Source organism: Burkholderiales bacterium, from assembly GCA_015075645.1.
Lineage (GTDB): Bacteria > Pseudomonadota > Gammaproteobacteria > Burkholderiales > Casimicrobiaceae > VBCG01.
The window spans coordinates 23,849-48,610 of the sequence record JABTUF010000004.1 but is presented as its reverse complement, the minus strand read 5'-3'; the positions used below and the strand labels follow the sequence as shown (position 1 = coordinate 48,610).

Annotated in this window: 25 protein-coding genes; 16 read left to right on the top strand and 9 right to left on the bottom strand. The window is 69.8% G+C overall.

The window, feature by feature from the left end; genetic code table 11:
* Positions 1–102: 102 nt before the first annotated feature.
* The 5 genes from HS109_10580 to HS109_10560 form a co-directional block, all read right to left on the bottom strand.
* Positions 103–963 (bottom strand): SCO family protein, encoded by an 861-nt coding sequence (locus HS109_10580; protein MBE7522815.1) that lies wholly within the window; start codon positions 961–963, stop codon positions 103–105.
* Positions 956–1,819, bottom strand: a complete 864-nt coding sequence (gene cyoE / locus HS109_10575) for a protoheme IX farnesyltransferase (GenBank protein MBE7522814.1) — start codon at positions 1,817–1,819, stop codon at positions 956–958. Before cyoE ends, HS109_10580 begins: the two co-directional genes overlap by 8 nt.
* A 124-nt stretch (positions 1,820–1,943) precedes the next feature.
* A complete protein-coding gene (locus HS109_10570; protein ID MBE7522813.1) occupies positions 1,944–3,662 on the bottom strand; it encodes a cbb3-type cytochrome c oxidase subunit I in 1,719 nt (572 codons plus the stop codon).
* A gap of 10 nt (positions 3,663–3,672) precedes the next feature.
* Positions 3,673–4,221, bottom strand: coding sequence for a cytochrome C oxidase subunit II (locus HS109_10565; GenBank protein MBE7522812.1), 549 nt, complete (start codon positions 4,219–4,221; stop codon positions 3,673–3,675).
* A 25-nt stretch (positions 4,222–4,246) separates the two neighbouring features.
* The gene (locus HS109_10560) at positions 4,247–4,417 is read right to left on the bottom strand and encodes a hypothetical protein (GenBank protein MBE7522811.1); all 171 of its coding nucleotides are present in this window, start codon (positions 4,415–4,417) and stop codon (positions 4,247–4,249) included.
* A gap of 174 nt (positions 4,418–4,591) precedes the next feature.
* Between HS109_10560 and HS109_10555 the strand changes: the two genes are divergently transcribed.
* The 14 genes from HS109_10555 (at position 4,592) to HS109_10490 (ending at position 19,700) form a co-directional block, all read left to right on the top strand.
* The gene (locus tag HS109_10555) at positions 4,592–5,677 is read left to right on the top strand and encodes a COX15/CtaA family protein (protein ID MBE7522810.1); all 1,086 of its coding nucleotides are present in this window, start codon (positions 4,592–4,594) and stop codon (positions 5,675–5,677) included.
* Positions 5,678–5,758: 81 nt separating this feature from the next.
* Positions 5,759–5,986, top strand: coding sequence for a DUF2249 domain-containing protein (locus HS109_10550; GenBank protein ID MBE7522809.1), 228 nt, complete (start codon positions 5,759–5,761; stop codon positions 5,984–5,986).
* A gap of 11 nt (positions 5,987–5,997) precedes the next feature.
* Entirely contained in the window at positions 5,998–7,014 is a 1,017-nt protein-coding gene (gene ybiB, locus HS109_10545) for a DNA-binding protein YbiB (GenBank protein MBE7522808.1), read from the top strand.
* 387 nt (positions 7,015–7,401) lie between these two features.
* Entirely contained in the window at positions 7,402–9,087 is a 1,686-nt protein-coding gene (locus HS109_10540; GenBank protein MBE7522807.1) for a c-type cytochrome, read from the top strand.
* A 143-nt stretch (positions 9,088–9,230) separates the two neighbouring features.
* Positions 9,231–9,857, top strand: coding sequence for a NapC/NirT family cytochrome c (locus HS109_10535; protein ID MBE7522806.1), 627 nt, complete (start codon positions 9,231–9,233; stop codon positions 9,855–9,857).
* Between the two features lie 57 nt (positions 9,858–9,914).
* A complete protein-coding gene (locus HS109_10530; GenBank protein MBE7522805.1) occupies positions 9,915–10,769 on the top strand; it encodes a hypothetical protein in 855 nt (284 codons plus the stop codon).
* A gap of 260 nt (positions 10,770–11,029) precedes the next feature.
* Positions 11,030–12,778 carry a c-type cytochrome gene (locus tag HS109_10525; protein ID MBE7522804.1) on the top strand — a complete coding sequence of 583 codons (1,749 nt, stop codon included), beginning with the start codon at positions 11,030–11,032 and terminating at the stop codon, positions 12,776–12,778.
* Between the two features lie 408 nt (positions 12,779–13,186).
* Complete coding sequence (locus HS109_10520; protein MBE7522803.1) at positions 13,187–13,516, top strand: cytochrome c; 330 nt, start codon at positions 13,187–13,189, stop codon at positions 13,514–13,516.
* The gene (locus HS109_10515) at positions 13,500–14,708 is read left to right on the top strand and encodes a protein nirF (GenBank protein ID MBE7522802.1); all 1,209 of its coding nucleotides are present in this window, start codon (positions 13,500–13,502) and stop codon (positions 14,706–14,708) included. Before HS109_10520 ends, HS109_10515 begins: the two co-directional genes overlap by 17 nt.
* A gap of 2 nt (positions 14,709–14,710) precedes the next feature.
* Positions 14,711–15,766: an Lrp/AsnC family transcriptional regulator gene (locus HS109_10510; protein MBE7522801.1), complete on the top strand. Its 1,056-nt coding sequence runs from the start codon at positions 14,711–14,713 to the stop codon at positions 15,764–15,766.
* Entirely contained in the window at positions 15,763–16,218 is a 456-nt protein-coding gene (locus HS109_10505; GenBank protein MBE7522800.1) for an Lrp/AsnC family transcriptional regulator, read from the top strand. The genes HS109_10510 and HS109_10505 overlap by 4 nt, the downstream gene beginning before the upstream one ends.
* Positions 16,215–16,703, top strand: coding sequence for an Lrp/AsnC family transcriptional regulator (locus tag HS109_10500; protein ID MBE7522799.1), 489 nt, complete (start codon positions 16,215–16,217; stop codon positions 16,701–16,703). The genes HS109_10505 and HS109_10500 overlap by 4 nt, the downstream gene beginning before the upstream one ends.
* Before the next feature lie 76 nt (positions 16,704–16,779).
* On the top strand, positions 16,780–18,024 hold the full coding sequence (gene nirJ / locus HS109_10495) for a heme d1 biosynthesis radical SAM protein NirJ (GenBank protein MBE7522798.1): 1,245 nt from the start codon (positions 16,780–16,782) through the stop codon (positions 18,022–18,024).
* A gap of 98 nt (positions 18,025–18,122) precedes the next feature.
* Positions 18,123–19,700, top strand: a complete 1,578-nt coding sequence (locus tag HS109_10490; protein ID MBE7522797.1) for a c-type cytochrome — start codon at positions 18,123–18,125, stop codon at positions 19,698–19,700.
* Between the two features lie 54 nt (positions 19,701–19,754).
* Here the strand turns inward: HS109_10490 and HS109_10485 are convergent, their stop codons facing one another.
* Complete coding sequence (locus HS109_10485; protein ID MBE7522796.1) at positions 19,755–20,444, bottom strand: Crp/Fnr family transcriptional regulator; 690 nt, start codon at positions 20,442–20,444, stop codon at positions 19,755–19,757.
* A 122-nt stretch (positions 20,445–20,566) separates the two neighbouring features.
* On the opposite strand from HS109_10485, the gene HS109_10480 reads away from it, so the two are divergent.
* Positions 20,567–21,253, top strand: coding sequence for a YecA family protein (locus HS109_10480; GenBank protein MBE7522795.1), 687 nt, complete (start codon positions 20,567–20,569; stop codon positions 21,251–21,253).
* A 3-nt stretch (positions 21,254–21,256) separates the two neighbouring features.
* Here the strand turns inward: HS109_10480 and HS109_10475 are convergent, their stop codons facing one another.
* From HS109_10475 to HS109_10465, 3 genes are all read right to left on the bottom strand, one after another.
* On the bottom strand, positions 21,257–21,640 hold the full coding sequence (locus HS109_10475; protein MBE7522794.1) for a VOC family protein: 384 nt from the start codon (positions 21,638–21,640) through the stop codon (positions 21,257–21,259).
* 578 nt (positions 21,641–22,218) lie between these two features.
* Positions 22,219–22,647, bottom strand: coding sequence for a hypothetical protein (locus tag HS109_10470; GenBank protein ID MBE7522793.1), 429 nt, complete (start codon positions 22,645–22,647; stop codon positions 22,219–22,221).
* 4 nt (positions 22,648–22,651) lie between these two features.
* On the bottom strand, positions 22,652–23,674 hold the full coding sequence (locus HS109_10465) for an AraC family transcriptional regulator (GenBank protein ID MBE7522792.1): 1,023 nt from the start codon (positions 23,672–23,674) through the stop codon (positions 22,652–22,654).
* A gap of 208 nt (positions 23,675–23,882) precedes the next feature.
* Between HS109_10465 and HS109_10460 the strand changes: the two genes are divergently transcribed.
* A complete protein-coding gene (locus tag HS109_10460; protein MBE7522791.1) occupies positions 23,883–24,734 on the top strand; it encodes a class I SAM-dependent methyltransferase in 852 nt (283 codons plus the stop codon).
* Positions 24,735–24,762: the final 28 nt, after the last annotated feature.

The following is a 24,762-nucleotide window of genomic DNA, read 5'->3' as shown; positions in this document are numbered from 1 at the left end:
CCGGGGACGCACCAATGGACGGCGTCACCGCGATGGTGACCCAGGGCATGCACGCGCGTAATGATCTAGATCACGCCACCGCGAGAACGCGCCACCGGGCGCTCAGGCGGGGTTCGGACCGGGCGGACCGCGGCGGTCGCGGCGGCGGGATGCCGCGATCAGGTACCAGAGGGTGCCGATGATGATGGTGGTCCCGGTGAAGAGCTCGATGAAGAGTCCGTAGTCGAGACGGTAGCGGCCGGAACGGGGATCGTAGATCGTGCACAGCACCCGCACGCGCTCGACGAGGCTCGCGAGATCGACCGCCGGCGCCGGGTCGCCCAGCACGAGCGCTCGCATCGGCGCCACGAACATCGGCAATTCGAAGCGGTCGCCGTAGACCTGGCGCACGACGCGGCCGTCACGGTCGAGGATCGTCGCCTGCGTCAGGTGGTCGAACCCGCCGCCGGTCGACACCCACTGGAAACCCGTCTCGCGCGCGAGGGCATCGAGCGACTCGGGCGTCGGCGTGGCGAAGGTCCAGCGCGGGTCGATCACCGCGTGCTTGCGCGCGAACTCGCGCATCGCGGTCGGCGAATCGAACGGCAGGTTGAAGCCGATGGTCAGCACGCGGAAGCTGTCGTCGCCGACCGCGCGGCGCGCCGCGGCCACCGCCTCCGCGAGGAAGCCGGTGGTCACCGGGCAGACCTGGAAGCAGCCGGTGTAGATGAACGAGACGACGAGCGGCCGGCCGCGAAACTCGGACATGCGGATCCGGCGGCCGTCGGAGGTCGTGAGCACGTGGTCGCCGACGGTGCCGCCGATCGCCCGCTGACTCGTCTCGAGCGCCCGGCGCTGGTCGAGCGCGGTCCCGGCGGGCAGCGCCTGTCCCTGCACCACGCCCCAGGCGATCAGGAACACGAGCCCGAGGAACGCGGCGAGCAGCAGCCGGTTCAGCGCCTTGGGGTCGGGAGCGTCAGGCACGGAACAGCGGATCGGCGCAGGCCGCGACGATCAGGAACGAGAGTTGCACGAGCGAGGCGTGGAAGCTCGCGAGCGCGCGCGCGCGCGTCGGCTCGAGCGCGAGCTGTCCGGCACGCGCGAGGAGGAGCGTCCCACCGGCGAGCGCGCATGCGACGTAGAACCAGGACATGCCGAGAAAGCCCGGAACCACCGATGCGATCACGAGCATCGCGGCGCCGGAGAACACGGCGCGCGCGGCCGCGGCGTCACCCGCCACCACCGGGAGCATCGGCACGCGCGCCGCCGCGTAGTCGTCGCGGTAGGCGATCGCGAGGCTCCAGAAATGCGGGGGCGTCCACAGGAACAGGACGACGGCGAAGGCGAGCGTCACCGGATCGGGGATCCCGGGAGCGACGGCGGCGGCGCCGGCCAGCACCGCGAAGCTGCCGGCGAGTCCTCCGATCACGATGTTCCAGGCGGTCCGGCGCTTGAGCCACACGGTGTAGACGACGCCGTAGGTGAACGCGCCGAGCGCGGTGTAGAGCGCCGCGAGACCGTTGGCGGCGACCCAGGCGAGCGCGACGCCCGAGGAGGCCACCACGCCGATGACGAACGGCCAGAACGGACCGGCGGCGAGGCGGCCGGTGACGAACGCGCGATGGCGGGTGCGGCGCATCGAGCCGTCGATGTCCCGCTCGACGTATTGGTTGAACGCGCCGGCGGCGGCCGAGGCGAGCGTCACCGCGAGCACGACCGCGGCGGCACGCCATGCGGAAACGGCGCCTGGCGCGATCGCGAGGCCGGCGAGCGCCGTGGCGCCGATGGCGACGCCGATGCGGAGCTTGAACAGGTCGAAGACGAGCCGCCAGCCGGACATCGACCGCGGCGCGCGGGAGAGGGCGGGTGTCGTGGTGCTCATCGCGGAAGTCCTTGCGCGGGGGTCCGCGGGCGGGCGGCGGGGGCGGAGGGCCGCCCGCCGCGCGCGGACGCGAGCCGCGTGGTCAGGACATCGGCCACACGGTGGACAGGTACTTCCAGTTGACGAAGTAGTAGAGGATGAACGCCGTCAGGAACACCAGCGCGAGGACGAAGGTCCCCGGCGCCACGAAGCCCGCCGTCCCGATGCCGGTGTGCGCGACCGGAGCTGGCGCGGGCACCGGCGCCGGAGCGCGGCCTTCCTTGACCGGCACGTACTTGAAGTCCGGCGTCTCGATGCGCTTGCCGATGAACACGCTGCACACCGTGATAAGGAGGTATGCTGCGCCGCCGACGATCGCGATGACGCCGCTGATGCCGGTGAGTCCCATCATCAGGTACGCGGTTCCCGGGAACTCGTAGCCGAGCGCGTTGCCGGCGAACGACATGTCCCAGTGGCGCCGCGGCACCCCGAGCGTCCCCGCGCCCATCATGAAGAGCGTGAACGCCATCATGCCGAGCCCGAACAGGTAGGGCTGCCACTTCGCGAGCGTCGGGAACATGAGCTCGCGCCGGAACAGCGTCGGGATCAGGAAGTAGGTGAGCCCCATGAACGCGAGCGTGGTGCCGACGACGACCGTGGCGTGGAAGTGGCCGGGGACGTAGATCGTGTTGTGGATGATGAGGTTCAACTGCTCGGTCCCCATCATCACGCCCGAGATCCCGCCGAGGAAGCCGAAGCCGATCAGCGACATGAACATCGCCGAGAAGCTCGGATTCGACCACGGCGCCTTGCGCAGCCATTCGAACAGGCCGCGGTTGTAGCCCTTCTCGCGCTGGGCGACCTCGATCGCGCCGGGGACGGTCAGCCCGTGCACCATCGACGCCAGCACCGCGAGGTACATCGCGTAGCTGGTGTTGAAGATCTTCCAGTTCGACGTGAGACCGGGGTCGGCGAGCAGGTGGTGGGCGCTCGCGAGCTGCAGGAAGCAGATGTAGAGGAAGAACGCCACCCGCGAGACCTTCTCCGACATCGGCTTCGCGCCGAAGACCACGCCGGCGATCGCGTACCAGACCGCGACGTGCGCGGACACGTTGATCTGCTGCGAGCTGTGGCCGAAGCCCCACCACACGGTCCGGTACATCAGCGAGTCGACGTGGTCGATCAGCCCGAGCGACCACAGGAAGGTCGGGATCAGGATGATCGCGCCCGACGCGATCGTGAAGACCGCGATGATCCCGGCCGTCACCGCGCCGAACGTGACCAGCGGCACCGAGCCGTTGTAGGTGCGCTCGGCGCGCCCGATCACGAGCGTGCCGAAGAACACGAAGCAGGCGATCAGCGCGCCGACGGCGAACAGGATGAGGCCGAGGTAGAACGCCGGGTGCGCGCCCATCGGCACGTACGAGGTGAACATCACCGACGAGTCGCCGCGGAACACCGCGACGTTGTTCACCAGCGCGCCGATCACCATCAGCCAGAATCCGGCCCAGGCGATGCCCGGGGTCGCGATCCGGCACTTGAGCAGCACGCTGGCGGCGAAGTAGAGCACCGCGATCTCGAAGAAGATGATCCAGTACACGAGCATGTTGAGCCCGTGCGCGGTCAGCGTCAGGTAGAACCAGTCCGGCGGCAGCAGGTGGACGGCCGGCCAGCGCGTGAGCGTGACCAGCAGCGCGAGGATCCCGCCGACGAGCAGCGAGACCACCGCGGCGACCGCGTTCCAGCGGATGAGCTTCTCCGCCGGCGCGTGGTAGACGAGCCCGCTGGACGGGCAGGTGCGGAACATCCGGTTGACGGCCATGTTCATCCCCTCACTTGGCCTTGACGACGTACAGCCGGCTCGCCATCGTGTGATGGTTGATGCCGCAGTACTCGTTGCAGATGATCGAATAGGTGCCGGCCCGGGTGGGCGTCACCGTCATGATGTGTTCGTAGCCGGGGTGGACCTGGACGTTGATGTTCTCGGGCTGCAGCGAGAATCCGTGCAGCCAGTCCATCGACGCGAGGTGCAGCCGGTAGGTCTTGCCCTCCTCGAGCTCGACCATCGGCCACCACTGCCACAGCCGCGCGATCAGGTAGACGTCGCTGCCCGGCGGCGGCGCGACCACGGGGATCTTCTGCTCGGTCTCCTCGCGGATCGTGTACTTGTCCACCATGGCCTGGGTCTTCGCCTGGTAGGCCTCGGGCGTGGTGCGGTAGGCCTCGTTGCTGAGGTTCTGCTTACCGAACACGTGCCAGTACGGCATCATGAAGAACATCACCATGCACCAGATGAAGGCGATGCCGATCCAGGTGCCCTCGACACGGTCGAGCGGCTGTTTCCACCATACGGGATCGGTGGGGGACGAGAGGGCGCTCATGCGGCGTTCTCCTTGGGCTGGCCGGTCACTTGGCGATGGGGATGCCGACGATCTCCATCACGCCCCACACGATGTAGAGCACCGTGGGCATCGCGACGCCGATGAAGAGCAGGAGGAAGGGGTTGTCGAGGATCTGCTGCATCGCGGGGACGGGTTCGTCCTCGCTGTCGCGCGGCGGGTGGTTCGTGCTGGCCATGGTCGTGCCCCCTGGTTGAACGCCGCGGCGCACGAAGCTCGCGCAGGTGCGGCGATGTCGGGAATTCTCGGGGTCGCACGCGCATGGCGTAATTGATACCCATCAAGCTTCGGATATCGGCCCTCCGGGCGCCGTTCGATCCAGGTCAAAGACCGCGCGGGACGCGGCGGTAGAATGCGGGCGGTGGCTCACGCGACTTCCTTTTCCGCCGCGCCGCGCGGCGCGAGCGCACGCGCCGGCGATGCGCGCCGCGCGGTCGCCGCGTGGCTCTTCGCGTGCTGTGCGCTGGTGTTCGCGATGGTCGTGGTGGGCGGCGTCACCCGGCTCACCCATTCGGGCCTGTCGATCGTCGAGTGGCAGCCGATCGTGGGGACGCTGCCGCCGCTCGACGACGCGGAGTGGCAGGCGACCTTCGACAAGTACAAGCTCACGCCGGAGTACCGGCTGGTCAACGCGGGGATGTCCCTGGACGAGTTCAAGGGCATCTTCTGGTGGGAATACTTCCATCGGCTCCTCGGTCGGCTGATCGGCGTCGCGTTCCTGCTGCCGTTCCTGGGGTTCCTGCTGCGCCGCCGCATCCCGGAGGGCTACGGCTGGCCGCTCGCCTGCATCTTCGCGCTCGGCGGTCTGCAGGGCGCGATGGGCTGGTACATGGTCGCGAGCGGACTGGTCGAGGATCCGCGCGTGTCGCCGCTGCGGCTCACTGCGCATCTCGGGCTCGCGCTCCTGATCTTCGCCGCGATGCTCTGGGTGGCGATGTCGCTGCTCCGCCCCGACCGGGTGCGCCGCGACGACGAGGGCACGCGAAGCGCGCGGCGCTGGAGCGCGGGGACCGCGCTGCTCGTGTTCGCGATGGCGCTGTCGGGCGGGCTCGTCGCCGGCATCCGCGCCGGTTTCGCGTACAACACGTTCCCGCTGATGAACGGCAGCATCGTGCCGCCCGAGATCATGATGCTCGAGCCGTGGTGGCGGAACTTCGTCTGGAACATGGCGACCGTGCAGTTCGACCACCGTCTCGGCGCATGGCTGCTCGCCTTCGCGGTTCCGGTGACGTGGTGGAAGCTCCGCCACGCGCGGCTCGGTGCGCACGTGAGCCGCGCCGGTGCGCTGACCCTCGCGATGCTCGCGGTGCAGATCGGACTCGGCATCGCGACGCTGCTCTACGTCGTGCCGCTCTCGCTTGCGGCACTGCATCAGGCGGGTGCGGTGATCCTGCTCGCCCTCGCCCTGAACGCCGCGCACGTCACGCGCCGGTCCTGACCGGCCATTGACCGGCATCAAGGCGATGGCCCGGTCCGGCCCGGTTCAATGCGCGCTGGTCGCTCGACAGCGGGACAGCGCATGACCCAACGCCACGAGATCCTCGATGTCCGCGGCATGCAGCCGCCGGAGCCGATCGCGCGCGTGCTCGAGACGATCGACGGATTTCGTCCGGGAGACACGCTGAAGCTCGTGATCGATTGCGAACCGAAACCGCTGTTCCGCATCCTCGACGCGAACGGCTACGCCTGGCGCATGGTGCCGGGCGAGATCTCGCTCCACGAAATCACCATCTGGGTGCGCGAGTAGTGGGGGTCGCGATGGCGGTCGATCTCCGCGCGGCCATCCGCACGCTCGGCCGCGGTACCTGCGAAACGCACGGGCTCGATCGCGCGGCGGCCGGCGCGCTGTTCGCCTCGCTCGTCGACGGCGAAGCCGGCGAACTCGAGACCGGCGCGATCCTGCTGGGCCTGCGCGTCCGGGGTGCCTCCACCGAGGAGACGCTCGGTTTCCTCGACGCGCTCGACGGCCGCGTCGTGCGGCTCGCCCTTCCTCCCGAACTGCCTCGGCCGGTGGTGCTGCCGAGCTACGGAGGCGCGCGGCGCGGAGCGAACCTCACGCCGCTGCTCGCGCTCCTGCTCGCACGCTACGGCGTGCCGGTGCTGGTGCACGGCGTGGACACCCGCGAGGGCGACGCGGACGGCGACGAGGACGCGACGGGGCGCGCGTCGGGGGACTCCGCGGGGGTCGTCAGCAGCGCGCAGGTCTTCGCGGCGCTCGGAATCGTGTCCTGCCGGTCCGCGAGCGAGGTCGAGTCGCGGCTCGTGCATTCGCGCGTCGCCTACGCGCCGCTCGAACTGCTCGCGCCCGGGCTCGCGCGCCTGGTCGGCTTGCGCGCGCGGCTCGGCCTGCGCTCGGTCGCGCACACGCTCGTGCACCTGCTCGCACCGTGGCGGGGGCGCGGGGTGCGCGTGGTGGGCGTGACGCACCCGGACGCCCAGGCGCGCATGCGCGAGATGATCGCGGCGACCGGCGCCGACGCGATGCTGCTCGAGGACACCGAGGGGGAACCGTACGCGAACCCGCTGCATTGCCCGCGCATCGAGATGTACCGGCACGGCGAACTCACGCGAAGCGTCGAGGCCGACGAAGGTCCGGCCCAACCGGCACCCGCGCTTCCTGCCGCGCGCGACGCCGCCACCGTTGCGGCGTGGGTCGAAGCCGCGCTCGCCGGCGAGGTGCCGATTCCCGCGCCGCTGCTGCAGCAGATCGGCTGCCTGATCGAGGCGTCGCGCGAACCCGCGCGCGAAGGCGGACCGGGACAGACTTCCGTCTGACGTCGGACCGCGAAGATGCGGCGACGCCCCGTGTTCCTCGTGGGTCAGACCAGTCTGACGGGGTTGGCCGCGTAGCAGCGAACGACTTCCGGTTACTGAAGCCGGACCCACGGGGTCAACGCTGCATCGAAGCAGAAGGCGTCCGGCTGACGCCGGCCCCGCCGATGTTGCAGTGGCCCGCCTGCGCCTGATGCTCCCCCGCGGGGGTACCCGAGCGAACACCTGGGGTTTTCCTGAGGTAGATCAAGTATCCACCCCGCTCCTAGGGTTTCCCCTGACCCCCTTGATGAACGTCAAGGTTCCGCCGGTCCCGGTTTTCACAATGACGTCAGGCAATGGGCGGTTTTCCGTTCCTGACACGCTAGGACCAGGGAGAAGGAGATGGGCATGGGCATTCGCTGGTGGTTGGGCGCGGCGGCCGTCGCCGCGTTGCCGTTCGCCGTTTCGCAGGCATACGCGCAGCAAGCCGCGGGAGCGGCTCTGACCGCGGCCGAGAAGGAGCAGGCGAAGAAGATCTACTTCGAGCGCTGCGCCGGCTGCCACGGCGTGCTGCGCAAGGGCGCGACGGGCAAGAACCTCGAGCCGCACTGGTCGAAGAAGCTCGCCGACGGTTCGACCCAGGAAGGCGGCACGGTCAAGCTCGGCACTCCGAGGCTCGAGAAGATCATCGCCTTCGGCACCGAGGGCGGGATGGTCAACTTCGACGACATCCTGACCAAGGAGGAGATCTCGCTGATGGCGCGCTACATCCAGGAGGTCCCGGATGTGCCGCCCGAGTACAGCCTGAAGGAGACGCGGGACTCGTGGAAGGTGATCGTTCCGGTCGCCGAGCGGCCGAAAAAGCAGATGAACGGCATCAACCTGAAGAACGTGTTCTCGGTCACGCTGCGCGACACCGGCGAGGTCGCGCTGATCGACGGCGACACCAAGGAGATCCGCAGCATCGTCAAGACCGGGTACGCGGTGCACATCTCGCGTCTGTCCAAGTCGGGCCGCTACATCTACGTGATCGGCCGCGACGGCCGCCTGTCGCTGATCGACCTGTGGATGGAGAAGCCGGCGGTCGTCGCCGAGGTCAAGATCGGATTCGACGCGCGCTCGGTCGACACCTCGAAGTTCAGGGGTTTCGAGGACAAGTACGCGATCGCGGGCTCGTACTGGCCGCCGCAGTACGTGATCATGGACGGCAAGACGCTCGAGCCGATCAAGGTCGTGTCCACGCGCGGCATGACGGTCGACGGCGAGTACCACCCCGAGCCGCGCGTCGCGTCGATCGTGTCCTCCGAACTCAAGCCCGAGTGGGTCGTGAACATCAAGGAGACCGGGCAGATCCAGCTCGTCGACTACTCGGACATCAAGAACCTGAAGGTCACGACGATCGAGTCGGCGAAGTTCCTGCACGACGGTGGCTGGGACGCCTCGAAGCGCTACTTCCTCGTGGCCGCGAACGCGTCGAACAAGATCGCGGCGGTCGACACCAAGACCGGCAAGCTCGCGGCGCTCGTCGACACGAAGAAGATCCCGCACCCGGGGCGCGGCGCCAACTTCAAGCATCCGGAGTACGGTCCGGTCTGGGCGACGGGCCATCTGGGCGATGCGGTGGTCACGCTGATCAGCACGCCGTCCGACAAGCCTGCCGACGCCAAGTACAAGAAGCACAACTGGAAGGTCGTGCAGGAGGTCAAGCACGTCGGCGCAGGCAACCTGTTCGTGAAGACGCACCCGAAGTCGAAGCACCTGTGGGCCGACGCGCCGCAGAACCCCGAGCGCGAGATCGCCGAATCGGTGGTCGTGTGGGACATGGCCGACCTGTCGAAGCCCAAGAAGGTGATCAACGTCGCGAAGGACTCCGGCCTGCCGGAGACCAAGGCGATCCGGCGCGCGGTGCACCCCGAGTACAGCGCGGACGGCACCGAGGTGTGGATCTCGCTGTGGGGCGGCAAGACCGACCAGTCGGCGATCGTCGTCTACGACGACAAGACGCTGGCGGTCAAGAAGGTGATCACCGATCCGAAGATGATCACGCCGACCGGCAAGTTCAACGTCTACAACACCCAGCACGACATCTACTGAGTCGCGGCACGGACGGCGGGAGCGCCCGGTCGCGCTCCCCCGCCGCGCGCCCCGGCGTCCCGCGAGGCCGTCACCGCCGGAGGTCTTCGGCCGAGGTGGACACGCGGGGCGCCGCCGATTCGACGACACGACGGGGAACGACGATGACAGGCAGCAACGAGGGCGGTGGCGAGGACTCCGGCGGCGGGGGGGCGCTCTCCCGGCTCTGGACGTGGTTGCGCCGTCCGAGCCGAACGATCTCGGTGCTCTCGCTCCTCGCCGTCGGAACCGCGGCCGGCATCGTCGTCTGGGGCGGGTTCAACACCGTCGTCGAGGCGACCAACACCGAGACGTTCTGCATCTCCTGCCACGAGATGCGCGACAACGTCTACGCCGAGTACAAGCAGACGATCCACTACTCGAACCGCACCGGCGTGCGCGCGGTGTGCGCCGACTGCCACGTGCCGCGGGACTGGACGCACAAGATGATCCGCAAGGTCCAGGCCACGAAGGAGCTGTACGGCAAGGTGATGGGCACGATCGACACGAAGGAGAAGTTCGAGGCGAAGCGGCTTGAACTCGCCCGCAGCGAATGGAAGCGGATGAAGGCGGCGGACTCGCGCGAGTGCCGCAACTGCCACGGATTCGAGAGCATGAACACCGAGGCGCAGAAGCCGCGCGCGAAGAAGGCGCACGAACTGGGGCAGCGGGACGGGCAGACCTGCATCGACTGCCACAAGGGCATCGCGCATCGCAAGCCGCAGGGCATGACCGAGGAAGACGAGGGCTGACCGGCCCGACCTTCCGCGCACGACACCGACAGGAGCACGAGCATGGGCAGGAAGACGATGTTGGCTGCCGCGCTGGCCGCGGCGTTCGCCGCCGCGGGCGCGGCGCAGGCCGCGGCGCCCGACTGGAGCAAGGTGCCGGCGAAGCAGATCACGGCGTTCTATCCGGGCGCCTCGCCGATGGAGTGGATCATGAAGGGCACCGAGCACGGCGGCGCGCGGGCGCTCAAGAAGGGCGAGACCTGCGCGTCGTGCCACAACGACGAGGCCGCGGACATGGGCAAGAAGATGGTGAGCGGCCAGAAGCTCGAGCCCGCGCCCCCGAAGGGCAAGGCCGCGGCGATCCCGGTCTCGGTGCAGGCCGCGAACGACGGGACGAACCTCTACCTGCGTTTCCAGTGGAAGCAGCCGCCTTCGGCCGGCGGCGCGAAGATGGACGCCGAGAACCAGGTGAAGCTCGCGCTGATGCTCGACGACCACAAGGTCGAGATGGCGAACCTCGCCGGCTGCTGGATGGCCTGCCACGAGGATTCGCGCACGATGCCGGGCGCGAAGGACGACAGGAAGACCAAGTACGTGAAGGACGGAAGTCTCGCGAGCGGCAAGTACTACGACCTCCTGCAGTGGAAGAGCAAGGGCAAGCCGGCCGACGGCTACGTCGCCGAGGCCCGGGTCATGGAGGGCGGATCCGCGCTCGTGTCCGCGGAAGGCAAGAAGGACGGCGACACCTGGACGGTCGTGCTCACGCGCAAGCTCGCCGGCGGCGGCAAGGGCGACATCGCGCTCGTGCCCGGCAAGACCTACAATTTCGGTTTCGCGATCCACGACGACTACGCGGCGGGACGCTTTCACCACGTCTCGCTCGGCTACACGCTCGGCATCGACGCGAAGGCGGACATCACCGCGGCGAAGTAGCCTGTCCGGGCCGGAGCGACGCCGCTCCGGCCGCGACCGTTCGACGGGGGCCTCGCGCCCCTGTCGGCGTTGCTTTGCCGCGCGTCGGCGGCCGACGGCCGTCCGGACGGTTCCTCGCCGTGGTCGCGCGATGCGTTCGACGGCTGCACTTGGAACGTTTGACAGGCATCAAGGCCGACCCTGCGCGCGTCATGGAGACTCCCCGCCGCGGCCCTCGATCGCGAGGCTTGCCTGCCGCGGCGACGATTCCACGAGGCATCATGACTTCGAGCAACAGAGGCTGGACCCACTCGCTGGCGCTGGCGATGGCGGCGGTGGCGTTCGCGGCCGGCGGCGCATCGGCGCAACAGGCGCAACCGACGTCACCGCACAAGGAACTGACCGCTCCCGAGACCGCATACCAGGCGGGCAGCTCGCCGCTCGGCGCGGTGGAGATGTACCAGGACATCAATCCGAAGGCGCCTCCGATGTCGAAACCCGAGTTCGACAAGGCGCGGCAGATCTACTTCGAACGCTGCGCGGGTTGCCACGGCGTGCTCCGCAAGGGGGCGACCGGCAAGGCGCTGACGCCCGACATCACGATCGACAAGGGCAGCGAGTACCTGAAGGTGTTCATCAAGTACGGCTCGCCCGCCGGCATGCCGAACTGGGGCACCTCCGGCGAGCTCTCGGACGCCGAGGTCGACCTGATGGCGCGCTACGTCCAGCAGACGCCTCCGCAACCGCCCGAGTTCGGCCTGAAGGAGATGAAGGCGACCTGGAAGGTCGTCGTCCCGCCGGAGAAGCGGCCGAAGAAGAAACTGAACAAGTACAACCTCGACAACATCTTCTCGGTGACGCTGCGCGACACCGGCGAGATCGCGCTGATCGACGGCGACACCAAGGAGATCATCAACATCGTCAAGACCGGCTACGCGGTGCACATCTCGCGCATGTCGGCTTCCGGCCGCTATCTGTTCGTGATCGGGCGCGACGGGAAGGTCAACATGATCGACCTGTGGATGGAGAAGCCCGACACGGTCGCCGAGATCCGCACCGGCCTCGAGGCGCGTTCGGTCGAGACGTCGAAGGCGAAGGGCTGGGAGGACAAGTACGCGATCGCCGGCAGCTACTGGCCCCCGCAGTTCGTGATCATGAACGGCGACACGCTCGAGCCGCTGAAGATCGTCGGCACGCGCGGCATGACCGTGGACACGCAGGAGTACCACCCCGAGCCGCGGGTCGCCGCGATCGTCGGTTCGCACTACAAGCCCGAGTTCGTCGTCAACGTGAAGGAGACGGGCAAGGTGCTGCTGGTCAACTACCGGGATCTCGACAACCTCGCCATCAAGGAGATTCCGACCGCCCAGTACCTGCACGACGGCGGCTACGACTCGACCAAGCGCTACGTGCTGATGGCGGCGAACCAGTCGAACAAGATCGCCATCGTCGACACGAAGGACGGCAAGCGCACCGCGATCGTCGACGTGGACAAGATCCCGCACCCCGGCCGCGGCGCGAACTTCGTGCACCCGGTCTGCGGACCGGTCTGGGCGACCGGGCACCTCGGCAGCGAGAAGATCTCGCTGATCGGCACCGATCCGGTCAAGCACCCGAAGAACGCGTGGAAGGTCTGCGAGACGATCGACGCGCAGGGCGGCGGCAATCTGTTCATCAAGACGCACCCGAAGTCGCGCAACCTGTGGGTCGACACGCCGCTGCACCCGGATCCCAAGATCGCGGGCTCGATCGCGGTGTTCGACACGAAGGACCTGAAGGCCGGCTTCAAGGTGCTGCCGATCGCCGAGTGGTCGGGCGTGGGCGAGGGCGCGAAGCGCGTCGTGCAGCCGGAGTACAACAAGGCGGGCGACGAGGTGTGGTTCTCGGTCTGGAGCGCGAAGAACCAGGAGTCGGCGCTCGTCGTCGTCGACGACAAGACGCTCAAGCTCAAGAAGGTGATCAGGAACCCGAAGCTCATCACGCCGACCGGCAAGTTCAACGTCTACAACACGCAGCACGACGTCTACTGATCCGGGCTTCGGCAGCGACCGGCGAAGGGCGGCCCTCGGGCCGCCTTTCCGCGTCCGTCCACGAACCCCGTCAGACTGAAGTCCGACCTACCCGGAACGCGAGCGTCTGGGTCGCCTGTGGGTCCGGCTTCAAGCCGGACGCCTTTCGCTTCGATTCGAAGAACCCCGTCAGACTGAAGTCTGACCCACGAAGGCTGCGGGGCGCCGCGGGTTGCTCGCGGGTCCGGCTTCAGTAACCGGACGCCTTTCGCGTCGGCGACGAGGTGTGGAGCGCGGACGACCCGGCCTCGCGCACATGCCTCCGACGGGTCGAGGCGGCCGCTTGAGGTGCGTCAAAGCACTACGGAGCCCCTTGCCCGATCATGGTTGCACTCGAGGAGGATCGACGTGAACGCCGGCCGACCCAGGATATTCGCCGTCGCGATCGCAGCGGCGGCGGCGCTGGTGTCGCACGCAGGAGCGGCCGCCGATCCCGGTCCGGAGCGGCAGCGCGAACTGCTCGTGCTCCTCAAGCAGGACTGCGGTTCCTGCCACGGCATGCGGTTGACCGGCGGTCTCGGTCCCGCGCTCACGCCGGAGGCAATGAGCGCGAAACCGGCGGAAAGCCTGGCCGCGACGATCTATCACGGCCGAACCGGAACCGCGATGCCGCCATGGCGGCGATTCGTATCCGAGGCGGAGGCGCAGTGGCTCGCGGCCCGGATCATGAGCGGGGCGACCGATGTCGATCTGCGGTAGGCCGTTTCATCGAATCCGTCTCCCCGGCACGCTGATCGCGCTCGCGGCCGCGTTCGTCGCGGCGACGGCGGCCGCGACGGACCTGCGCGGAACCGGCGACCTCGGCGTCGTGATCGAGCGCGCCGCCGGACGCGTGCAGGTCGTCGACACGACCGCGCGCAGCGTGCTGGGCACCGTCGACGGCCTGGGCGATCTCTCGCACGCTTCGGTCGTCTACTCGCGCGACGGCCGCTACGCCTACGTGTTCGGACGCGACGGCGGCCTCACCAAGGTCGACCTGCTCGAGCGGAAGATCGCGCGGCGCGTGATCCAGGCCGGCAACTCGATCGGCGGCGCGGTGAGCCAGGACGGCCGGATCGTCGCCGCGCAGAACTACACGCCGGGCGGCATCAAACTGTTCGACGCGGTCACGCTCGAACTGCTCGCCGACATTCCGTCGGTGCCGGGTCCCGACGGCAAGCCGTCGAAGGTCGTCGGGCTCGCCGACGCGCCGGGACGCCGGTTCGTCGCGAGCCTGTTCGACGCGGGCGAGATCTGGGTGATCGACGCGCGCGATCCGCGCGCCCCGAAGGTCGAGCGCTTCCGCGACATCGGCAGGCAGCCGTACGACGGACTGGTGACGCCCGACGGCCGCTGGTATCTCGCCGGCCTGTTCGGCGAGGACGGGCTCGCCCTCGTCGACCTGTGGCACACCGAGCGCGGCGTGCGGCGCATCCTGCCGAACTACGGCCGCGGCGAGGAGAAGCTGCCGGTCTACAAGATGCCGCACCTGCGCGGGTGGGCGATCGGCGGCGGCTACGCGTGGCTGCCGGCGGTCGGACGTCACGAGGTGCTGGTCGTCGACACGCGCGATTGGCGCGAAGTCGGCCGCGTGGCGGTGGCCGGGCAGCCGGTGTTCGTCATCGCGCGGCCGGACGGCCGTCAGGTGTGGGTGAACTTCGCGTTCCCCGACAACGGCCGCGTGCAGGTGATCGACACCGAGAAGCGCGAGGTGACCGCGACGCTCGAGCCGGGGCGCGCGGTGCTGCACCTGGAGTTCACGCCGCGCGGCGAAGAGGTCTGGATCTCCGCGCGCGACGACCACCGCGTCGTCGTCGTCGACACCGAGTCGCTGAAAACCGTCGCGACGCTCGCGTCCGACAGTCCGGCGGGCATCTTCTTCACCTCGCGCGCCGCGCGCATGGGGTTCTGAGCGTGGACGCGCGATCGCCGGTCGCCCCGCTCGACGCCCTCGAACGCCGGCTCGTCGACGGCTTCCAGCGCGGCTTCCCGATCTGCGCGCGGCCGTTCGAGCGAATCGCGGCAGGGCTTTGCGCCAGCGAGGCCGAGGTGATCGGCGCGGTGTCGCGCCGGCTGGCCGACGGGGTATTGAGCCGCGTGGGCGCGGTGTTCCGGCCGAACGTCATCGGTGCGTCGACGCTCGCCGCGATGGCCGTGCCCGAGCGGCGTCTCGCCGAGGTCGCGCGTATCGTGTCGGCGCGCGAGGAAGTCAACCACAACTACCAGCGCGAGCACGCGTTCAACCTGTGGTTCGTCGCGGCGGCGGCCGATCCGGCGCGACTGGAGGCCGCGCTCGCGGCGATCGAGGAGGAGAGCGGAACGCGCGCGATCCGGGTGCCGCTGGTGCGCGACTACTGGATCGACCTCGGCTTCGACGTCCACGCGACGGGAATGCACGTGCCGCCCGCGCGCCGCGTCGCCGCGCCGGTCGCGCCGATGGTGCTCTCGGAGCGTGACCGGCGCATCGTCGGCGCGCTCGAGGAGGGTCTGCCGCCCGTTCCGCGGCCCTACGCCGAAGTCGCGTGCCGTGCGGGCGTCTCCGAGGCGATGCTGACGGTCCGGCTCTCCGAGTGGCTGAACCGCGGAGTCGTCTCGCGTTTCGGGCTGGTCGTGCGCCACCGGACGCTCGGCTACGCCGCCAACGCGATGTGCGTCTGGGACGTGCCCGACGACCGCGCCGACGCGCTGGGTGCCGCCCTCGCGGTCGAAGACGCGGTGACGCTCGCGTACCGGCGCCGCCGCGCGGACGGGTGGCGCTACAACCTCTACGCGATGATCCACGGCCGCGACCGCGGCACGGTGCGCGCGCGGCGCGACGCGATCGCGGCGTCGGTCGGCCTGGACGCGTACGCGCACGAGGTGCTGTTCTCGCTCGCGGCGTTCAAGCAGCGCGGCGCGCGTTACGCGGCGCGCGACCGCCGGGTGTCGCCGACGGGCGAGGGCGCGATCGCGCGGACGGTGCCGGCGTGAGCGGACTCGCCGACCCCGTCGACCGCGCGATCGTCAACGCGTTGCAGGGCGATTTCCCGTTGTGCGAGCGGCCGTTCGCCGCCGCCGCGGAGGCGCTCCGGATCACCGAGGACGACCTGATCGCACGCATCGACCGCATGCTCGCGGACGGCACGCTCACGCGCTTCGGCCCGCTGTACGACGCCGCCCGGTTCGGAGGCGCGTTCACGCTCGCGGCGATGTCGGTGCCCGAGGCGGACTTCGACCGCGTCGCCGGCATCGTCAACGCCTTCCCCGAGGTCGCGCACAACTACGCGCGCGACCATCGACTCAACCTGTGGTTCGTCGTCGCGACGCCTGCGCCGGAGGACCTCGATCGCGTCGTCGGACGCATCGAGTCCGCGACCGGCCTGCCGGTGCTCGCGTTTCCGAAGGAGCGCGAGTATTTCGTCGAACTGAGGCTCGAGGCGTGAACGCGCCGATCGACGTCGCCACGCTCGACCGCGCGATCCTGCGCGCGACGCAGGCCGGATTGCCGCGCGTGCCCCGGCCGTACCACGCGGTCGCGGAGGCCATCGGCGCGCCTCCCGACGTCGTGATCGAACGCATGCGCGCGATGCTCGCGTCGGGCGCGATCCGCCGCATCGGTGTCGTGCCGAATCACTACCGCCTCGGCTGGACCGCCAACGGCATGAGCGTGTGGGACGTGGACGACGCGCGCGTCGACGAACTGGGCGAGCGCATCGGCGCGATCGACGGCGTATCCCATTGCTACCGCCGCCCGCGCCGGCTTCCGGCGTGGCGTTACAACCTGTTCGCCATGGTCCACGGGCGCGACCGCGCGGAGGTGGAGCGCCAGGTCGATGCGATCGCCGCGGTGCTCGGCGACGCCGCCCGCGCCCACGAAGTCCTCTACAGCACGCGCGTGCTGAAGAAGACCGGCCTCAGGTTCCGTTGACTCCGTTCGACCGGGATCAAGGTTTCGCGGCCCGCCCCGCGCGATACTGCGGTCCGACCCGCCCAAGGCGCCCACGATGTTCCGCGTGACCCAGTACCTCGAGGAAATCCGCCGGCCGACGCCCTTCGGGCCGAAGCGCAGCCCGCCCGGGCCGGTCGTGATCTGGAACCTGATCCGCCGCTGCAATCTCGCGTGCCAGCACTGCTACTCGATCTCGGCGGACGTCGATTTCCCCGGCGAGCTCCCGACCCCCGGGATCTTCCGCACGATGGACGACCTGAAGGCGTTCGGCGTGCCGGTGCTGATCCTCTCGGGCGGGGAGCCGCTCCTGCACCCGGACATCTTCGAGATCTCCGCGCGCGCGAAGGCGATGGGCTTCTACGTCGGCCTGTCGACCAACGGCACGATGATCGACGAGGCGATGCTGCCGAAGGTCGCGGCGATCGGCTACGACTACGTCGGCATCAGCCTCGACGGCATCGAGGCGACGCACGACCGGTTCCGCCGCAAGGCGGGCGCCTACGCGGCGTCGCTCGCGGCGCTGCGCCGCTGCCGGGACGCAGGCCTCAAGGTCGGCATCCGGTTCACGCTCACGCAGGACAACGCGCACGACCTCCCGGCGCTGCTCGCGCTGATGGAGGCGGAGGACATCGACAAGTTCTACCTGTCGCACCTCAACTACGGCGGGCGCGGCAACGTGAACCGCAAGACCGACGCGGTGTTCCAGACGACGCGCCGCGCGATGGACCTGATCCTCGAGGCCGCGTGGCGGTCGGTCGTGTACGAACGGCGGCGCGAGTTCGTCACCGGCAACAACGACGCCGACGGCGTCTACCTGCTCCGCTGGGCGCGCGACCGCTTTCCGGAGCGCGTGGATCACCTGCGCGCGAAGCTCGCGCAGTGGGGCGGCAACAGTTCGGGCGTGAACATCGCGAACATCGACAACCTGGGCAACGTCCATCCGGACACGTTCTGGTGGGACTACCCGCTCGGCAACGTCGAGTCGCGGCCGTTCTCCGCGATCTGGAACGACACCTCGGACCCGCTGATGGCGGGGTTGAAGTCGAGCCCGCGCCCGGTGAAGGGGCGCTGCGCGCGCTGCGCGTACTTCGACGTGTGCGGCGGCAACACGCGGGTGCGCGCCTGGCAGATCGCGAAGGATGCCTGGGCGGAGGATCCGGGCTGCTACCTCGACGACGACGAACTCGGCATCGAGGGCGGCGGCGAGCGGCTCGTCGCGAAGCCCTACGTGCGCGTGCGGCGCGCGGACGCGGCGACGGAGCCCGTGCCGAACGTGCACGCGGGCGGGGGAAGGACGTGACGTTCGATGGCCGGTGCAGGAGTCCGGGAACCCCGGGATCGGGTTCGGGCCCCGGGCAGGCGACCCGAAGCTCCGGCCTCTGGCGCTGGCGCTGCGCGATCGGCTGGGCCGTCTACGTCGCGATCGCCGCGCTCGTCGTCGCGTTCTCGGGCGCGGCGGCGTCCCAGACGAACGCCGCACCGCCGGCCGCCATCGACGCGGGTGCGCTCTACGCGACCCACTGCGCGTCCTGCCACGGCGCCGACCGCTTCGGGCTGATGGGGCCCGCACTGCTGCCCGAGAGCCTCGAGCGCCTGCGCAAGCCGGCCGCGTCGGAAGCGATCGCGAACGGTCGCGCGGCGACGCAGATGGCCGCGTTCTCGCCCGCGCTCTCCCGGGCCGAGATCGACGCTCTCGTCGCCTACATCTACGCGCCGCCCGCGACGAAGGCGGTCTGGACCGAGGCGGACATCCGCGCGTCGCACGTCGTCCACCGCACGCGCGACTCTCTCGCGGACAAGCCGTCGTTTCGCGCGGATCCGCTCAACCTGTTCGTCGTCGTCGAGGCGGGCGACCACCACGCGTCGATCCTCGACGGCGACCGGTTCGAGCGCATCGCGCGGTTCCCGACGCGCTACGCGCTGCACGGCGGACCGAAGTTCTCGCCGGACGGGCGCTTCGTCTATTTCGCGTCGCGCGACGGATGGATCTCGAAGTACGACCTCTGGAACCTCGCGATGGTCGCCGAGGTACGCGCGGGCCTCAACACGCGCAATGCCGCGGTGTCGGGGGACGGCAGGTTCGTGATGGTCGGCAACTACCTGCCGCACACCGTCGTCGTCCTCGACTCGGACCTCCGGCTCGTCAAGGTGATTCCGGCGCTCGACCGCGAGGGCAAGCGCAGCTCGCGCGTGTCGGCGGTCTACGACGCCACGCCGCGCAGGAGTTTCGTCGTGGCGCTGAAGGACATCGCCGAGGTCTGGGAGGTGAGCTACGACCCGAAGGCGCCGGAGATCGCGGAGGGCGTCATCCACGACTACCGCAGCCGCGAAGGCGCGTTCGTCCCCGGCTTCCTCAACGTTCGCCGCTCGGTGCTGCAGGACACGCTCGACGACTTCTTCTTCACCCGGGACTACAGCGAGGTGATGGGCGCGTCGCGCGAGGCCGGCAAGGGGCAGGTCGTGCACCTCGACGTGCGGCGCAAGATCGCCGACCTCGACCTGCCCGGCATGCCGCACCTGGGCTCGGGCATCACCTTCGTCCACGACGGCAGGACGGTGATGGCGACGCCGAACCTCAAGGAGGGCGTCGTCACGGTGATCGACACGAAGACCTGGAAGGCGGTGAAGCAGATCCCGACCCTCGGCCCGGGCTTCTTCATGCGCAGCCACGACGCGACGCCCTACGCCTGGATCGACTCGATGATGGGTCCGCGCAAGGACACGCTGCAGGTGATCGACAAGCGCACGCTCGCGATCGCCGGATCGGTCACGCCGTCGCCGGGGAAGACGGCCGCCCACATCGAGTTCGATCGCCACGGCCGCCATGCGCTCGCGAGCGTGTGGGAGATGGACGGCGCGATCGTCGTCTACGACGCGGCGACGCTCGAGGAGGTGAAGCGCATCCCGGCGTCGAAACCGGTCGGCAAGTACAACGTCTGGAACAAGATCACCCGCGAGGCGGGGACGAGCCACTGACGGTCCGATCCCCGCCGCTGCCCGGCCGGGCGCCTCCGGTCGGCGGCTCGCGCGCTATCCGGTGTGCGCCCTCAACCGGCCGACGTCGACGATGTGCACGTCGCGGCCCTCGACCCGGATCAGATCGAGCGACTGCAGCTCGTGCAGGATGCGCGAGAAGTGCTCGGGCGTGAGGTTGAGGCGCGAGGCGACGACCGCCTTGGTCACCGGCAGCGTGAGCCTGGCGGGGCCGGTGTCGGCCTCCAGCGCATCGTCCTGGCGGAGCAGGTAGCCGATGACGCGCTGCGTCCCCGACTGGAGCGAATAGCTCTCGACGTCGGAGATGAGCGAATGCAGGCGGCGCGACAGGCCGGCGAGCATCTTCTTCGCGAATTCCGGCTCGCGGGCGAGTCCTTCGAACACCACCTCCTTCGACACGTGCAGCAGCATCGTGTCGGCGAGCGTCTGCGCCATCACGATGTACGGGCGTCCCATGAACATCAGCGCCTCGCCGAACGAATTGCCCGGCGTGATGATCTCGACCACCTTCTCCTGCCCGGAGGGCGTGACGAACGAGAGCTTCACCTGGCCGTAGATGACGAGGAAGAAGCCGGTGGTCGGGTCGCCCTTCTGGAACAGGATCTCGCCGCGCGGCACGTGCAGTTCGGTCGTGCCGCCCGCGAGCCGGTCGAGCTCGGCGGGCGCGAGTTCCTTGAAGAGCGGCAGCGTCGCGAGGAACGCCTGCGTCTTGATCTTCGGTGGCATCGTCGTCGGAGTGTGGCGCGCAAGCGTAGCACGGCGCCGGAAAGCGCCGCGGAAGCCGGGCCGGGCGATGCGTGTATGCTGGTCGGCCAATCCTCTGGGCGGAGCATCGCCCGATCCCCCGGATGTCCGATCGCGCCCTAGACGAACCCCTGTCCGACGCCGAGCTCGACGAGCTCGAGGCGTTCCTGTCCTCCGACGCCGTGCCGCAGGACTGCATGGACCTCGAGATGCTCGACGGCTATCTTTGCGCGATCGTCAGCGGACCGGAGGTCATCCAGCCCTCCGAATGGCTGCCCGGCGTGTGGAGCGAAGGCGGGCGGGCGGCCACACCCGCGTACGCGTCGACCGAACAGGCGCAGCGCGTGATGGCGCTGATGCTGCGGCACGTCGTCGGCCTGCAGCGCACGCTCGACGAGTCGCCGACGCGGTTCAAGCCGCTGCTCTATCTCGCGGATCCGGAGCGCCCGCGGCCGGACAAGACTCCCGGCGAGGCCACCGCGTGGTGCGAGGGCTACATGTCAGGCGTCAAGCTGCGCGACGACGACTGGCAGCCGCTCTACGACGCGCGCGACGCGCGCGACTGGCTGTTCCCGGTCGAGGCGCTCGCCTTCGGCGACCAGGATCCGGAGTTCGCCGAGTGGATCGACGACAAGGAGAAGCGCGCGTCGCTCGTCGACGAACTGCCGCTCGCAGCGGTGCTCATCTACCGCTACTGGCACGAGCGGCGGCGCGCCGACGCCACGCGCGAGCGCGGGTCGCGCCGCGGACCGCCGGACGGCGGTCGCAAGACGCGCGAGCGCCTGCACTGACCCCTATTCCTGCGGGTTGCTGACCTCGACCAGGTTACCGTCCGGGTCGCGGAAGTACACCGAGCGGATCGGGCCGGTGGCGCCCGTGCGCACGACCGGGCCCTCCTCGATCGCGATGCCCTCCGAGCGCAGGTGCGCGACCACATCGTCGAGCGGCACGCGGGAGAGCAGGCAGAAGTCGCCGGCGCCCTTCGTCGGGCGGGCCGCATGCGGCGCGTACTCGGCCCCCGCGGGATGCAGATTGATCTTCTGCGCCCCGAAGCGCAGCGCGCGGCGACCGCCCGCGAACGTCTCCCGCCGCATGCCCAGCACCCGTTCGTAGAAGCGGACGGTCGCCTCGACGTCGGCGACGGTGAGCACGAAGTGGTCGACCGACGCGACCTCCATCGCGGGCGTCGACGTGCGGGCTGCCGCGGACGCTTGCATGCCCGCCGGATCCGACAGGAGCGCGGGCCTCGCGTCCGCGCGCGAGGGCGCGATGTCGGAACCGATCCGCAGCGCGGACCCGCGCCAGCCGCGGTGACCGCGCGTCGCCGCGAGCACGAGCCCGCCGAATATTCGCACGGCCAACCAGTAGATGCCCGCGAGGCGGAACTCCGACTCGCGCATCAGCAGCAGGAACGCGCGGTCGCACTGCGCGCGCGACAGCGGCAGGCCGTCGCCGCGGAACTGGTAGAGCGCATCGTGGACGAGCGAGGCGAAGTAGGTCTTGCGCTCGCCGGTGCGCGCGTTCACCACGCCTTCGGGGGTCCCGATCAGGAGGTCGAGCAGGCGGAACTTGGGACTGCAGCCGTTCCAGGCGTAGCCGCGCGTGACGGTGATCGTGCCGCCCCGCTCGAGGACGAGCCGCACCCGGCCCTTCGCATCGGTGAACGAGCAGTCGGTGTCGAAGTCGAACGGCGAGGCCCACGCGTAGCTCGCGTCGAGCCGGTAGAGCCACTTCGCGACCTCGTGCGCCATCGTGCTCAGCGGTAGTCCGAACTCCAGCGCTCGTCGTCGAGCTTCCAGGCGCCGCCCTCGCGCAGCATCTCGATCCGGCCGGACCACTTGACGTGCGAGGCGTCGCGCGCGACCGCGCCGAGCGCGCAGCGGTCGCCGGCCTGCGCCTGCGCCTGGATCGTGACCGGCCCGGGCGGGAAGCGCCGGAAGCGTCCGAACCAGTCTTCGCGCTCCTCGCGCGGCAGGTTCGCCACGACGCGGCGGTAATTCGCGGACAGGTAGGGCAGCACCTGTTCGACGCCCGTCGCCTTCGCGGCGAGCGTGCGGAGCGCGAGGTACGCGTGTGCGGGCGCGCCGAGTTCGATCGCCGAGTGCGCCGCCGTGTAGGAGGACGCCAGTGCCGCACCCGCCATCGCGGCGAGGATGCGCCGGCGCAGGTTCGAAGGGGCGCCCACCGCGTCAACCTCTCCCGCCCGCCGCGGCCGGCGCTGCGAAACGATGGCGCCTGCGCCACTCGCCCGGCGGCGCGCCGACGATGCGCTTGAACGCGCGGCTGAACGCCGCCTCGGAGTCGTAGCCGACGTCGAGCGCGATCGCCGCGACCGGTGCCTGCGACTCGGTGAGCGCGCGTGCCGCCAGCTGCATGCGCCACTGGCCGAGGTACTGCATCGGCGCCTGTCCGACGAAGTGCACGAAGCGCTCATGCAGCGCCGAGCGTGACAGGCCGACGCGCTCGGAGAGGCGTTCGATCGACCACGCGTCGGCGGGATGCTCGTGCAGCAGCGCGAGCGCCTTGCCGACCGCGCGGTCGCGCAATCCCGCGAGCCACCCCTTCGATCCTTCCGGCAACGCGCCCAGGTGCCGGCGCACCGCGTCGACGAACATCATCTCGGAGAGCCGCTCGAGGACCGCCTCGCTTCCCGCGCCGTGCTCTCGTGATTCGCGCACCGCCTGATGCATCATCGGCGCGACCCAGTCGCCTCCGCCGTTCGCCGGGATGTGGAGCAGTCGCGGCAACGACGCGACCAGCGGATTGAACGGCCGGAGGTCGCAGCCGAGAAAGCCGCAGACGAGGACGTTGGGCGCGCGCTCGTCGGGGACCGGTCCCGGCGGACTCATGCCCCGCATCGCGATCAGGATCGGCTTGGGCGCGCGCGCAGCGGCGACGATCGCCTCGCGCGTGTCGACCGGCGGGCGCAGGCCCGGGGCGCTGGACACGACGTGAGGATCGCCGTGCGGGAACATCACGATGTCCCCCTCCGACAGGCGGACCGGCGGGGCGCCGACGACCGCCGCCCAGCAGTGGCCGCGCGCCACGACGTGGTATTCGATGACGTGGTCGACGCCGGGCATCACCGCGGCGGCGATGTCGCGTCCCGGAGGCGCCTCTGCCGCCCAATCCGCCTCGCCGGTGACGTAGAAGTACACGGCGCCGTGCAGGCGCACGGCGCGCAGCACTTCGGAGAGCGTGTCCTGGCCCATGTCGCGCATAGGGACTCCTGGGCCCGCCGGGGTTTCGACCCGGCGCGACGGACGGACGGTCAAGACGCATGCACGCGCCGGATGCACGGGCAAGCCGCAAGGATACGCGATCAGGCGCGAAGGCTCCATCGACGGCACCATGGGTTCGTTGCGCCCCGCCGCGTCGGGCTGCGGGGCACCGTCAACCGGAACGCCAAGGAACCCCGTCATGCCTACCGTCACCGAACACGCGGCTTCGGCCGCGATTCCCGCGCCCGTCGTCGACCTCGCCGCCATCAAGGCCCGCCAGCAGGCGACCTGGGCTTCGGGCGACTTCGGCATCATCGGCACTACGCTGCAGATCGTCGGCGAAACGCTCTGCGAAGCCGTCGACCTGCAAACGGACGAAACGGTCATCGACGTCGCGGCCGGCAACGGCAACGCCTCGCTCGCCGCCGCCCGCCGCTTCGCGAAGGTCACGTCGACCGACTACGTGCCCACGCTGCTCGAGCAGGGTCGGCTCCGCGCGGAGGCCGACCGGCTGCCGATGGCGTTCCGCGAGGCGGACGCCGAGGCGCTGCCGTACGCCGACGGCAGCTTCGACGTCGCCCTGTCGACCTTCGGCGTCATGTTCGCGCCCGACCACGACCGCGCGGCCTCCGAACTCGTTCGCGTCGTGCGCCGCGGCGGCCGCATCGGCCTCGCGTGCTGGACGCCGGGCGGCTTCATCGGCGACCTGTTCCGGCGGATGGCGTCGTTCGTGCCGCCGCCCGCGGGCCTGCGCTCGCCGATGCTGTGGGGCACCGAGCCGCACATCGTCCAGCTCTTCGGCAAGCACGCCGCGGACATCCGCTGCGAGACGGTGCCGTTCATGTTCCGCTACCGCTCGGCGCAGCACTGGATCGACATGTTCCGCAGCTGGTACGGCCCGACGCACAAGGCGTTCGCAGCGCTGCCCGCGGACCGCCAGCGCGAACTCGAGCGTGCGCTCCTGGAACTGCTCGGGCGCTGGAACCGGCCCGGCTGCGACACGCTGGTGGTGTCCGCCGATTACCTCGAGACGGTCATCACGCTCGCCTGATGCCGCACGTGAGGGAAGATGTCGTGCC

What these genes read in the sequence shown, in the direction of transcription:
- HS109_10540 (MBE7522807.1), top strand. Translation starts at nt 7,402, where the DNA reads ATGGGCATTCGCTGGTGGTTGGGCGCGGCGGCCGTCGCCGCGTTGCCG.
- HS109_10465 (MBE7522792.1), bottom strand. Translation starts at nt 23,674, where the DNA reads ATGGGCCAGGACACGCTCTCCGAAGTGCTGCGCGCCGTGCGCCTGCAC.
- HS109_10555 (MBE7522810.1), top strand. Translation starts at nt 4,592, where the DNA reads ATGCGGGCGGTGGCTCACGCGACTTCCTTTTCCGCCGCGCCGCGCGGC.
- HS109_10480 (MBE7522795.1), top strand. Translation starts at nt 20,567, where the DNA reads ATGTCCGATCGCGCCCTAGACGAACCCCTGTCCGACGCCGAGCTCGAC.
- HS109_10565 (MBE7522812.1), bottom strand. Translation starts at nt 4,221, where the DNA reads ATGAGCGCCCTCTCGTCCCCCACCGATCCCGTATGGTGGAAACAGCCG.
- HS109_10525 (MBE7522804.1), top strand. Translation starts at nt 11,030, where the DNA reads ATGACTTCGAGCAACAGAGGCTGGACCCACTCGCTGGCGCTGGCGATG.
- nirJ (MBE7522798.1), top strand. Translation starts at nt 16,780, where the DNA reads ATGTTCCGCGTGACCCAGTACCTCGAGGAAATCCGCCGGCCGACGCCC.
- HS109_10535 (MBE7522806.1), top strand. Translation starts at nt 9,231, where the DNA reads ATGACAGGCAGCAACGAGGGCGGTGGCGAGGACTCCGGCGGCGGGGGG.
- HS109_10560 (MBE7522811.1), bottom strand. Translation starts at nt 4,417, where the DNA reads ATGGCCAGCACGAACCACCCGCCGCGCGACAGCGAGGACGAACCCGTC.
- HS109_10515 (MBE7522802.1), top strand. Translation starts at nt 13,500, where the DNA reads ATGTCGATCTGCGGTAGGCCGTTTCATCGAATCCGTCTCCCCGGCACG.
- HS109_10475 (MBE7522794.1), bottom strand. Translation starts at nt 21,640, where the DNA reads ATGGAGGTCGCGTCGGTCGACCACTTCGTGCTCACCGTCGCCGACGTC.
- cyoE (MBE7522814.1), bottom strand. Translation starts at nt 1,819, where the DNA reads ATGTCCGGCTGGCGGCTCGTCTTCGACCTGTTCAAGCTCCGCATCGGC.
- HS109_10550 (MBE7522809.1), top strand. Translation starts at nt 5,759, where the DNA reads ATGACCCAACGCCACGAGATCCTCGATGTCCGCGGCATGCAGCCGCCG.
- HS109_10460 (MBE7522791.1), top strand. Translation starts at nt 23,883, where the DNA reads ATGCCTACCGTCACCGAACACGCGGCTTCGGCCGCGATTCCCGCGCCC.
- HS109_10530 (MBE7522805.1), top strand. Translation starts at nt 9,915, where the DNA reads ATGTTGGCTGCCGCGCTGGCCGCGGCGTTCGCCGCCGCGGGCGCGGCG.
- ybiB (MBE7522808.1), top strand. Translation starts at nt 5,998, where the DNA reads ATGGCGGTCGATCTCCGCGCGGCCATCCGCACGCTCGGCCGCGGTACC.
- HS109_10485 (MBE7522796.1), bottom strand. Translation starts at nt 20,444, where the DNA reads ATGCCACCGAAGATCAAGACGCAGGCGTTCCTCGCGACGCTGCCGCTC.
- HS109_10570 (MBE7522813.1), bottom strand. Translation starts at nt 3,662, where the DNA reads ATGGCCGTCAACCGGATGTTCCGCACCTGCCCGTCCAGCGGGCTCGTC.